Source organism: Hyphomicrobium zavarzinii ATCC 27496 (assembly GCF_000383415.1).
Taxonomy (GTDB): domain Bacteria; phylum Pseudomonadota; class Alphaproteobacteria; order Rhizobiales; family Hyphomicrobiaceae; genus Hyphomicrobium_C; species Hyphomicrobium_C zavarzinii.
The window spans coordinates 91,571-102,969 of the sequence record NZ_KB911263.1 but is presented as its reverse complement, the minus strand read 5'-3'; the positions used below and the strand labels follow the sequence as shown (position 1 = coordinate 102,969).

Annotated in this window: 10 protein-coding genes; 3 read left to right on the top strand and 7 right to left on the bottom strand. The window is 65.2% G+C overall.

The window, feature by feature from the left end; all coding sequences use genetic code 11:
• Positions 1 to 146: 146 nt before the first annotated feature.
• The 3 genes from rpsU to purE form a co-directional block, all read right to left on the bottom strand.
• Positions 147 to 497: a 30S ribosomal protein S21 gene (gene rpsU, locus F812_RS0120060; RefSeq protein WP_020087771.1), complete on the bottom strand. Its 351-nt coding sequence runs from the start codon at positions 495 to 497 to the stop codon at positions 147 to 149.
• Positions 498 to 657: 160 nt separating this feature from the next.
• Positions 658 to 1,740, bottom strand: a complete 1,083-nt coding sequence (locus F812_RS0120055) for a 5-(carboxyamino)imidazole ribonucleotide synthase (RefSeq protein ID WP_026868303.1) — start codon at positions 1,738 to 1,740, stop codon at positions 658 to 660.
• 14 nt (positions 1,741 to 1,754) lie between these two features.
• Entirely contained in the window at positions 1,755 to 2,249 is a 495-nt protein-coding gene (gene purE / locus F812_RS0120050) for a 5-(carboxyamino)imidazole ribonucleotide mutase (RefSeq protein WP_020087769.1), read from the bottom strand.
• Positions 2,250 to 2,509: 260 nt separating this feature from the next.
• Between purE and F812_RS0120045 the strand changes: the two genes are divergently transcribed.
• Both F812_RS0120045 and F812_RS0120040 read left to right on the top strand, forming a co-directional pair.
• Positions 2,510 to 4,123, top strand: a complete 1,614-nt coding sequence (locus F812_RS0120045) for a class I SAM-dependent methyltransferase (RefSeq protein WP_020087768.1) — start codon at positions 2,510 to 2,512, stop codon at positions 4,121 to 4,123.
• 98 nt (positions 4,124 to 4,221) lie between these two features.
• Positions 4,222 to 5,910 (top strand): L,D-transpeptidase scaffold domain-containing protein, encoded by a 1,689-nt coding sequence (locus tag F812_RS0120040; protein WP_020087767.1) that lies wholly within the window; start codon positions 4,222 to 4,224, stop codon positions 5,908 to 5,910.
• Between the two features lie 61 nt (positions 5,911 to 5,971).
• Here F812_RS0120040 and F812_RS24815 read toward each other — a convergent pair whose 3' ends face one another.
• The 4 genes from F812_RS24815 to F812_RS0120020 form a co-directional block, all read right to left on the bottom strand.
• Positions 5,972 to 7,663 (bottom strand): methyl-accepting chemotaxis protein, encoded by a 1,692-nt coding sequence (locus tag F812_RS24815; RefSeq protein WP_083929280.1) that lies wholly within the window; start codon positions 7,661 to 7,663, stop codon positions 5,972 to 5,974.
• Between the two features lie 139 nt (positions 7,664 to 7,802).
• Complete coding sequence (locus tag F812_RS0120030) at positions 7,803 to 9,455, bottom strand: cisplatin damage response ATP-dependent DNA ligase (protein ID WP_020087765.1); 1,653 nt, start codon at positions 9,453 to 9,455, stop codon at positions 7,803 to 7,805.
• Positions 9,456 to 9,461: 6 nt separating this feature from the next.
• Entirely contained in the window at positions 9,462 to 10,475 is a 1,014-nt protein-coding gene (locus tag F812_RS0120025; RefSeq protein ID WP_020087764.1) for a ligase-associated DNA damage response exonuclease, read from the bottom strand.
• Between the two features lie 138 nt (positions 10,476 to 10,613).
• Positions 10,614 to 10,820 carry a YdcH family protein gene (locus tag F812_RS0120020; RefSeq protein WP_020087763.1) on the bottom strand — a complete coding sequence of 69 codons (207 nt, stop codon included), beginning with the start codon at positions 10,818 to 10,820 and terminating at the stop codon, positions 10,614 to 10,616.
• Between the two features lie 268 nt (positions 10,821 to 11,088).
• Here F812_RS0120020 and F812_RS26210 point away from each other — a divergent pair, with 268 nt between their 5' ends.
• Positions 11,089 to 11,265, top strand: coding sequence for a YdcH family protein (locus tag F812_RS26210; protein ID WP_020087762.1), 177 nt, complete (start codon positions 11,089 to 11,091; stop codon positions 11,263 to 11,265).
• Positions 11,266 to 11,399: the final 134 nt, after the last annotated feature.

Genomic DNA, 11,399 nt, shown 5'->3' with positions numbered 1-11,399 from the left:
ACGATAGTCTGGCTCCGTATACGGAGCCAGAGTGATTACCCCGCAAAAGCTCCGGCGCGGATCGGCGATCCACCAAAAAAACAACCGCCGGCAGACCTGCCAGCGGTTGCGAAATTCCAATCGAGTGGGCTCGGAGGCCGCTCGGATCAGCGAGCGCCGAAACCGCCGCCGCCGCCAGCACCAGCGCCGCCGCCAAAGCCGCTGCCGCCACCGGGGCCACGACCGCCGCCGGGGCCACCACGGCCAGCGCCCTTGGCGCCAGGGCCGCCGCGCGTTGCTGCGGGCTTGCCGGGGAGGAGACCTTCGCGCTGCAGCTTCTTACGAGCCAGCTTGCGGGCGCGGCGGACGGCCTCAGCCTTCTCGCGGGCCTTCTTCTCGGAGGGCTTCTCGAAATAGTTCCGGAGCTTCATCTCGCGGAAAATACCCTCGCGCTGCATCTTCTTCTTGAGCGCCTTAAGGGCCTGATCGACGTTGTTGTCGCGAACGAGAACCTGCAAAGGTGACCTCTGTGATTGAATCTTCTCAGAAAATAACACAACTCAAAGCCCCGGCGGGCGGCCCCCGGCGCTTCGAGCGGAATTGGTTTGGCTGGCTTCTATCAAACGCCGTAGCGCTTGTCCACGGGCTCTTCTTAACGTTTTCGTCCTTTTTCGCTGATTATGACCGGGGCTTCACCCGGTTAACATGGCCCATTTTGCGGCCTGGACGCGCTTCGGGCTTCCCGTAGAGGTGGAGGGCGGCGCCGGGCTCGGCCGCAAGGGCCTGCCAGGCGTCCACGTCCTCGCCGATCAGATTCGTCATCGTGACGTCCGAATGCCGGCCGGTTGGGCCGAGCGGCCAGCCTGCAACGGCCCGGATGTGGTTCTCGAACTGGCTGACCAGGCAGGCGTCCATGGTCCAGTGCCCGGAATTGTGAACGCGGGGCGCGATCTCGTTGACCACGAGCGGCTCGGCCGCGTCGGGGCCTAGGTAAAACATTTCGACGCCGAGAACGCCCACGTAGCCGAGGGCGGTCGCGATGGCGGCGGCCATCTCTTTGGCGCGGGCGGCGTGGGTCTCGGAGATCGGGGAGGGCACCGTCGAGGTATCGAGGATGCCGTTCTTGTGGGTGTTGAGCGGCAAGTCGTAGAAGCGCACCTCGCCCGAGATGCTGCGGACGACGAGCACCGAGACCTCGTAGGCGAACGGCACGAGCCCTTCGAGCACGCACGGGGCCCGCTTCAGGCTTTCGAAGGCAGGCTTAAGCTCGGACGCGCTCTTGATGCGGACCTGGCCCTTGCCGTCGTAGCCGAGGCGGCAGGTTTTCAGGATGCCGGTCTCGCCGATGGCGTGAATGGCGGCTTCGAGCGACGCGTCGCTGTCGACCGGCGCGAAGGGGGCCACGGGAATGCCGATGCCGCGGATGAAGGTCTTTTCCTCAAGACGATCCTGGGCAACGGCCAGTGCCTTGGGGCCGGGACGAACAGGCGTCATCGCCTCGGCGGCGGCTGCTGCTTCGAGCGGCACGTTCTCGAACTCGTAGGTGACGACATCGACGCTTTCCGCAAAGGCGCGGATTTTCGCGGTGTCCTCGTAGGCGCCGACGGTCGAAGCCGCGGCGACGTCGAACGCGGGGCCCGGCACATCCGAATAGATGTGGCACTTGAGGCCGAGGGGTGCGGCGGCGAGGGACAGCATGCGGCCGAGTTGGCCGCCGCCGAGAATGCCGATGGTGGATCCGGGAGGGAGGGCCGTCGTCATGCGTTCCGTCTTCGTCATTCGTTTTTGGGGTCTTCGGAGACGCTCGCGGTCTGGCGTGCGCGGTATTCGGCGATGCGAGCGGCGAGCTCCTTGTCGGAGAGCGCCAGGATCTGCGCCGCGAGGAGCCCGGCGTTGGTGGCTCCGGCTTCCCCGATGGCGAGCGTGCCGACAGGAATGCCGCCCGGCATCTGAACGATCGAGTAGAGGCTGTCGAGACCGGAGAGCGCCTTGCTCTGGATCGGAACGCCGAGGACGGGAAGGGCGGTCATTGAAGCGGTCATGCCGGGCAGATGGGCGGCACCCCCGGCGCCGGCGATGATGACCTTGAGACCGCGCTCGGCGGCGGATTTGGCGTAGGAGACCAGGCGATCCGGCGTGCGGTGGGCAGAGACGATCTTGGCCTCGTAGGCGACGCCCAGCTCGTCCAGGACGGCGGCGGCCTTCTTCATGGTCGGCCAGTCGGACTGGCTGCCCATGATGATCCCCACATCGGCGCGGTGTTTGGTCATTGGCCCGTCACTTCCGAATCGAGGCCCGGCGGCGGATGCCCTTCGGGAAAACGGGCCATTTAGAGGAGCCCGCGTCCGGTTGCAAGGCGGAAGCGGCGGTATGGTGGGTAAAACCGGGGCGTCTTGGGTTAACGGCAGTGGGCAAGGGGCGACCCTGACGGAGTGGCGCTTTTCTCGGTCAGGCTCGAATCGCCTACTGTTCCGCCGCCTGCGCTTTCGGCTCAGGCGGCGTGCCGCGTCGGCTTTTGGGCCCTTCCCTCATGACAACGAGCGCACCTTCCTGGACCGCCGGCTATGTGTCCGAGCTGGACTATACGCACGGATACTACCGTGAGATGAGCCCTCTCAATCTCGAGCTGGCCATGCTTTCGCGGCTGCAGGCGCACAGCGTGAAGCGGCCGCTGCGCTATCTGGAGCTGGGCTTCGGGCAGGGGCTTTCGCTCAACATCCACGCGGCCGCCTGCGAGGGCGAGTTCTGGGGCACAGACTTCAACCCTACCCAGGCCGCGAACGCGCGGGAGCTCGCGGCGGCTTCGGGCGCCGATCTCAAGGTATTCGATCTCTCCTTTGCCGAGCTTCGCGACCGCGCGGATCTGCCGGAGTTCGACATCATCGTGCTGCACGGCATCTGGAGCTGGATCTCGGACGAGAACCGGCGGGTGATCGTCGATCTTGCGCGCAACCGGCTCGCGGTCGGCGGGCTATTTTACATGAGCTACAACACGACGCCCGGCTGGTCTCCGGCGATGCCGTTGCGCCATCTCATGTCGCTGCATCTCAATCTGGCGACGGGTGAAGCGACGGGTCTCGGCTCGCGCATCGACGCGGCCGTCGATTTCGCCGAGCAGGTCGTGGATTCGAACGCGCTCTATTTCCGCGCCAATCCGGCCGTTGCGGAACGGCTCAAGGGCATCAAGGGGCATAACCGTAACTATCTCGCGCACGAGTTCTTCAACGCGGATTGGCATCCGATGCCGTTCTCGGAGGCTGCGGACCTGCTCGCGCAGGCCAAGCTCTCGTTCGCGGCCTCGTCCAATCTCGTTTCTCACATCGACACGTTGCATCTCACGCCCCAGCAGCAACAGCTTCTTGCGTCGATCGCGCATCCGGTGCTGCGCGAGTCCGTGCGCGACTATTGCGAGAACCAGCAGTTCCGCCGCGACGTGTTCGTCAAAGGTCCGCGCGGGCTTTCGCCACAGCGTCAGCTCGAGATCCTCCAGAGCCATCGCTTCGTGCTGCAGGTGGGCGAAGGGGACGTCGCGCTCAAGCTGAATGGCCCTGCCGGGGAGGCGCACCTCCAGGCCGAGGTCTACCGGCCCATGCTGGCCGTGCTCGCGGAGCGCGGTCATGCGCCGAAGAGCGCTGCGGAGATGCTCGCTCATCCGCTGATGAAGAAGGTGACGCCCGCTCAGCTCGCCCAGGCCCTGTTCGTGCTCACCGGGCTCGGCAACGTGAGCGCCGCGCAGGACGAGGTTCAGGTGGCAGCCGTGCGCGCACGAACGCAGGCGCTGAACCGCCACTTGGTCGACAAGGCTGTATTCTCGAATGAAATCGGCTTCCTGGCGAGCCCGGTGACTGGCGCGGGCGTTCCGGTCGGGCGCATTCAGCAGCTTTTCCTGCGCGCGATCCGGAGGGGGCGGACCACGCCGCAGGAGTGGGCGCTCGATATCTGGCCGCTGATGGAAGCGCAGAACCAGCGGCTGATGCGGGATGGGAAGCCGATCGCGTCGGCGGCGGAGAATATCGCCGAGCTCGCCAGCATGGGTCAGGATTTCGCCCAGAAGCGGTTGCCTATTCTCGATGCGCTTGGCGTCATCGAGAGGTCGGGCTCCGCCTCCACGGTTTCGCCGGATCTGAGCATTGCGGCGGCGTGAGCACACCCGGCGGGTAACCGGCGGCGGCAAAAGCCTCCGGCCGTGACGCCGGGGACGATGACGATCTAGGTTTTGCAGGAACACATCGGAGACGCGTGATGGGCCGCTTGATTCTTTTGGCGATTGCCTCGCTCCTGATGGCCGGGGCCTCGAGTGCGGCGCTGGCCGAGACCGCATCGCCTGCTGCCACAGCGGCCACTTCCGCGCCAGCCGCGCGGGCGCTGTCACCCGAGGCGGACGCCGCCTCTCAAGAGGCTGCCGGCGCAACCGACGAGGGGGGCGCCGCAGCGGCGGATGCGAAACCCGAGACGGCCGCGGCGCCGGAAGCCAAGCCTGCTGCAGCGGAGCCCACGACCCCTGCGGCCGTTGCGCTCAAGGCACGGCTCGACGCCATTCCCGGCGATGGAGCCGACGAGGAGAACAAGGAGCGCGCGGCGCTGATCGCCTTCTACGGCGCGCGCGCCTTTGCGCCGCTGTGGGTGAACGCCCAGGGCTTCAACAGCGACGCCAACGGCGTCATCGAGGCGTTCTCGACGGCCGGGTCATGGGGGCTCGCGCCGGAGGATTTTCCGGCGCCGAAGATCGCGGGCGGTGAACTGTCTCCCGAGGCCCAGGCCGCCGCCGAGGCTGAGCTTTCGCTCACGGTTCTCAAGTATGCGCGCTATGCGCGCGGCGGGCGGATCATGCGTCCTGCCGAGCAGCTCAACTCGAATCTAGACCGCAAGCCGCAGCTTCTCGATCCGGCGAAGGTGCTCGACGGGCTCGCGGCGGCTTCCGATAAGGCGGCTTATCTCGTCGGTACGCATCCGCAGCACGCGCAGTTCCAGCGCTTGCGCGAGAAGTATGTCGAGGCGCTCGCCAAGAACGGGGGCAAGCCGAATGCGGGTGCCAAGAAGATCCTCGCCAACATGGAGATGTGGCGCTGGATGCACGACGATCTCGGCGATCTCTATCTCCTGGCGAACGTGCCGACCTACATGATCAGCGTCGTCAAGGACGGTGCTGTCGTGCACACGGAGCGGATCGTCGTCGGTGAGATCGGCAAGCAGACATCAATCTTCACCCGGCCGTTGAAGAGCGTGACGTTCCGGCCCATGTGGCGCGTGCCGGAGAGCATCAAGGTCAACGAGCTGTGGCCGAGCCTGCTGCGCGGCGGCGGGCTGATGCGCCAGTACGGTCTCGAAGTCGAGACCAAGGACGGACGGCGCCTCGATTATCGCACCATGGATTGGCGCACGCTCGATATTCGCAACTATGAGGTGGTACAGCCCGCGGGGCGCAAGAGCGTGATGGGTGTCATCAAGTTCTCGTTCCCGAGCCAGCACACGATCTTCATGCACGACACGCCCGACAAGTGGATGTTCAATTCGCAACAGCGCACGTTGAGCCACGGCTGCCTCCGGCTGCGCAATCCGCTCTCCGTCGCCGAGATCCTCCTCAAGGAGGACAAGGGCTGGGACGCCGACAAGGTGCAGGACCTCGCCCGGAACGGGCCGATGAACAACGAGGTGGCGATGGACAAGCGTGTCCGTATGCACATTGCCTATTTCACGGCCTGGGTGGACGAGGACGGCAAGCTCAAGACCTATTCGGACATCTACGGCCACGAGAAGCGCGTGACGCAGGCACTCGACGGCAAGTGGCAGCAGATCGCCAAGGGCCGCGATCATCTCGCGCCCGTCGTGCCGGACAAGGCGCATCTGGAGGACAAGCCGCAGAAGCAGGCGGCGAGCGGAGGGAAGTCAGCGAACGACGACTTCCTGGGCTCGTTCTTCGGCGGGTTCTAAGACCGCGCAGAGCGGTGCACGACACCGCTCTGCCGCTTCTCACGTTTCGGCACGCGCCACCCTAGGCGGCGCGAACCGTGCTCAGGAAGCGGGCGACCTCGGCCTTCAGCACGCTGCTCTCGCTCGAGAGCGTCACCGCGGAGTGTAGAACAGCGGCAGAGGCCGTTCCGGTCTCGCTGGCGCTGCTGTTGACCTCGACGATGTTGGCCGTCACTTCGGACGTGCCCTTGGCCGCTTCCATGACGTTGTTGCTGATGTCCTGGGTCGCGGTCGCCTGCTCGGCGACGGCGGCGGAGATGGCGTTCGAGATGTCCGAGATCTTGCCGATCGTCTCCACCACGCCGCCGATGGCGTTGACCGCTTCCTGCGTCGCGCCCTGCATGCCCTGGATCTGGACGGCGATGTCGTTCGTCGCCTTGGCGGTCTGGGTGGCGAGCGCCTTCACCTCTTGCGCGACGACGGCAAATCCCTTGCCGGCCTCGCCCGCGCGTGCCGCCTCGATGGTGGCGTTCAGCGCGAGCAGGTTCGTCTGCGAGGCGATGGTGCTGATGAGACCCACGACGTCGCCGATGCGATGGGCGGATTGCAGGAGCGCCGTGACGCATGTGTTCGTGGAGTGGGCCTTCTCGACGGCCTGATGGGCGGCGGCGGCGCTTTGCGAGATCTGTCGCTCGATCTCGCCCACTGCGGTGGAAAGCTGCTCGGTGGCCGTTGCGACGCTGCCGACGTTGCCGGACGTGATCTCGGAAGCGGTGCCCACCATGGTCGAGAGCTGGCGGGTGGCATCCGCCGAGCGGGTGAGCGTCTTGGCGGTGCCTTCGAGGGAATTGGCCGCGATGCTGACTTTCTCGATGATGGCGCCGACGGAGCTTTCGAACTCTTGCGCCAGGCGCTGCATGGTGAGCCGGCGGGCTTCCGCGGCGCGCTGCTCTGCCTCCACCCGCTCCTTGCGCATGCGCTCGTTCTCCTCGATGCCGCGTGCGAACACGCCGAGGGTGCGTGCCATGTTGCCGATCTCGTCGGCGCGTTCCGTGCTCGGAATGACGGTGTCGAGCTTCCCATCCGACATGCGGACCATCGCCTGCTCAAGGCCGGCGAGCGGTCGCACGATGCCGCGCATCATGAAGACGAGCGTCATCAGGACGCCGGCGATGGAGAGCACGACGGCGGTGTTGGTGATCCACGATGTCATCTCGGCGAAGGCCGCGGCCTCCGCGCCCAAGGTCTTGGCATCCTGCTCGATCTTTTCACCGACGGCTTCGAGCGACTGCTCCAGCTCCTCGAAACGGGCGTTGAAGGCGGGCATCGCGGCGAGGGCGCGGGGCCGATCGCCGAACGCTGCGGTCACGGTGGATTTGGCTTCTTCGAGGTACCTGGCGAGCGGGGCATCGACGCGGGACAGCTCGGCCTTGATGGTGCCGGAAAGAGGCAGCGCCTTGTTCGCGTTCACCAGCTCCACGAAATGGGTGCTCATCTCGTCCAGCTCCGCCCGGATCTCCTTTTCGGAGGTTCCGAGCTCTCCCGAGGTGAGGGCGGCCAGCACGATGGCGCGGAGGCCGTCGTGGTACATGTCGAGCGTGGTGTGGTTACGGACTGCGGTAGTCAGGACCACGGAGTTGTCGAGACTCTCGATCAGCCGGTTGCGTACGAGGATGCTGGTTGTGGCTGCGATGAGCGTGGCCACGAGGCAGGCGCCGCATACAACAGTTGCGCGGCCGGACAGTGATTTCGGGATGAAAGGCGGCGACAACATTGCGGCGGTCCTGCGCTGAAATATTCATGCGAATGCGCAGGATCATATGTCTGATGATTTAATTTTGAATTTCAGTTTGTTCATCTAACAGTAGCTATTTGCTAATTTTTCCTAAATCTTCCGGCGCGTCGAGCTGCGGTCAATTGGCGCCGGAAATTTGATCTGTCCGGGGTGTTTCCATGAGGTTGCGGGCGGCTTCGATGGTATCGGCTTCACGGGCAGGCTTGTCCCACCGGATGCGATGAATGCGCGGAAAGCGCATGGCGAGGCCCGATTTGTGACGGGGCGAGCGGAAGATCGCGTCGAAGGCGACCTCGAGCACGAGCCTCGGCTCCACGGCGCGAACAGGGCCGAACTGCTCGGTGGTGTGGTTGCGCACGAAACGATCGATCTCGGTGAGCTCCGCGTCGGTGAAGCCCGAGTACGCCTTGCCGACCGGAACGAGCTCGTGCCCCGGATACACGTCTCCACGCGGGCTCGTCTCCGATTGCGGCTCCTCGATGCTGCGCCAGACGCCGAAGGTGTAGTCCGAGTAGTAGGACGAGCGCTTGCCGGACCCGCGCTGGGCATACATCAGAACGCAGTCGAGTGTGAGCGCCGCGCGCTTCCATTTGAACCAGTGACCACGCGGGCGGCCCGAGAGGTAGGGGCTCGTCCAGCGCTTGAGCATCAGCCCTTCGATGCCGGTGTCGCGCGCGTCGGCCCACAATGTGTCCAGCTCCTCGCGCGTGGCGAAGGGCACGAGCGGGCTGATGTCGGAGAGGGGAGGGCGCTTCCTTTCGTACCAACCCTCGAGACGCACTCTGCGCTCTCTGAAGCTCAAGGATCGCAGATCCTCGCTCCCGTCGATGAGAAGATCGTAGAGGCGCACGTGGGCGGGATGATCCTTCAGCATTCGGCCCGTGACGGCCTTGCGGTTGAGGCGCTGCTGCAGATCGTTGAAAGGCGCGACGATACCGCGTCTCGCCACCAGCAGCTCGCCGTCGAGTAGCACGTCGAGCCCTTCGAAGGCGGAGACGATCTCCGGAAACGAGCGCGAGATGTCGTCGCCGGTGCGCGAGAAAATGCGCGCGTGCCCGCCGTGCGCCGCGATTTGGACGCGGATGCCATCCCACTTCCATTCGGCGGCAAACTCGCCGGGCTCGAACGTCGTCCAATCCTGCTCTTCTATGGCGTGGGCAAGCATGAGGGGGCGGAAGACCGGTTTCCCTCCGGCATCAGGCCGGGGCCCTTCGCCTTCGAGCCAGCGGAACAGATCCGTATAGGGCGGCGCAATGGCGTGCCAGATCTCCTCAATGTCGGAGACGTCGTGGCCGCTCATCTCGGCGAGTGCCGTTTTGGCGAGGCGTGCCGAGACGCCGACGCGCGGTGCGCCGCCGATGAGTTTCAGAAGCGCCCAGCGGCCGCGCACATCGAGGCGATCCAGGAAGTCGCCGAGAATGGCGGGCACCTCGGTCGGTTGCGCTTTTGCGAAGGCAGCGACGACCTCTCTCAAGCGGGGGGGCTCGCCGCGGAGCTTCGGCTCGGGCCACATGAGCGCGACCGTTTCGGCCGTGTCGCCCACATAGTCGCGCGAGAGCGCGTAGAGCACCGGATCGACGCGCGTCTCGAGCAGCACTGCGAGGCTGCGCCGGAGGGGAAGGCGCGGAAACAGGCCGTCGGTCAGCGCGGCGAGGGCGAAGCCCCGATCGGGATCGGGGCTCGCGCGAAAGTAATCGACGAGGAGCGACAGCTTGCCTTTTCGCGACGGGGTCGTGGTGAGGGTGTCGAGGAGAAGCGCGAAGGGCTGCATACCGGACTAGTCTCCCTCGTCCTCGAAGCCCACGAGCGCGAGCGCGCGGGCGTTGAGGCCGCGGCGGCCGAGCTCGTAGACGAGGGCGTCCTCGCGGCCGTGCGTCACCCAGACATCCTCGGCCCCGGTTTCGAGCACGGTTTCGATCAGCTCCGGCCAGTCCGCATGATCGGAGATGACGAGCGGAAGCTCCACGCCGCTCTGGCGCACGCGACCCTTGATCCGCATCCATCCCGACGCGAACGCCGTCACGGGATCTGGAAAGCGGCGCGACCAGCGATCGGCGAGAGCGGAGGGCGGGCAGAGCACGAGGGCGCCCGCGAGATCGGCGGGGCGTGTGTCCGCGACCGCACGGATTTCGCCGAGCGGAATGCCGAGCCGCTGGTACAGCTCGGTCGTGCCCATGAGCGCGCCATGAAGATAGATCGGCGCGTCGTAGCCTGCGTCGCGTGCGAGGCGGATCACACGCTGGCACTTGCCGAGGCCGTAGGCGCCGACCAGATGCGTGCGGTCTGGATTGCGGCGGAGAGAGGCGAGCAGGCGGCCGACTTCTGAGATGGCGGGCTCATGGTGAAAGACCGGCAGCGCGAACGTCGCCTCGGTCACGAACACGTCACAGGCAATCGGTTCGAACGGCGGGCAGGTTGGATCGGCGCTGCGCTTGTAGTCGCCCGAGATCACCGCCCGCTGTCCATTCCATTCGAGCACGATCTGCGCGGAGCCCAGGATGTGCCCCGCGGGAACGAACCGAACCGATACGCCCGCGAGCGATTGCGTGGCGCCGAGAGGGGTCGCCTCGAAGCGTCCGGCCGCCTCGGCGCCGAGGCGCACCTTCATGACTTCGATAGTTTCGGCGGTGGCGAGGACTGATCCGTGTCCGGGACGGGCGTGATCGCTGTGCCCGTGCGTGATGAGTGCGCGGGGCACGGGGCTCGCGGGATCGATGTAGGCGTCGGCGGGCTCGCAGTAGAGACCGCGGTCAGTTGGGTAAAGCCATCGGTCTATTCCGGCAGAACGCATGGCACTCACGCCGCAGCTCTCCTCACCTCTGGCCCCGCATATATCTACGACAGGCTCAGGAATGCGGATCGGCCGTCATCGGTTTCCAGGCAGGCCCGTTCTTAGGCTCGCGCAATCCCGGGCGCGCGTCCGCAGCGCTCAGGCGATGATGTCCGGAAGCAGCTGGTCCTCGATCTTGGTGATCTGATCCTTGAGGGCGAGCTTCTTCTTCTTCAGCCGCCGTATGGTGAGCTGATCGGCCGCCCCACCCGTTTCGAGAGCGAGGATCTCGTCGTCCAGCAAGCGGTGCTCGGAGCGGAGCTTAACAAGCTCTTCTCGAAGCTCCCTGTCGTTCTGCCGCTGCATGTCGATGCTCGTTCGAAAGCCGGATCTGCGTGGTGCTCAAAGAAAACGCAGGGCGCAGGTCCGGCGGGACTATCGTCTCATTTGCTGCGTTCTGCAAGCAAGTCGGTATGCGTTTGAGATAAAACACATGGATAAACCGATGCTTAGCGACGCGTTAACGGGCGCGCGCCGTTTAATGTCCTATTTGCGACGACTGCTCTTCCAATAGACAATTCGTGGCATATCTGTAACAATGCTTCGGTCTTCAAACTCTGAAAAGGAGGTCAGGATGGCGCTTTCGGCTCATCTTCAGGAACTCTCAGAGAAGCACCGGCAACTCGAGCGTCGGATTGAAGAGGAGACGGCAAGACCTGCTTCGGACGACGTAACGATCCGCCGGCTTAAGCAGGAGAAACTAAAACTCAAAGACGAGATCGTAAGGCTTGGGGCCGAGACACGCCACTAAGGCGCGCTCGGTGATCCTCCGCGGAGCTGCGGTGGAGCTGGCTCCCAGCTGCTATCGCATCTCCCGGCATCGCCTCGTTTCATAATTTCCCACATTGCTGCGCCTCACAAGCGGCGTCACGGCCGAAGGGCTCG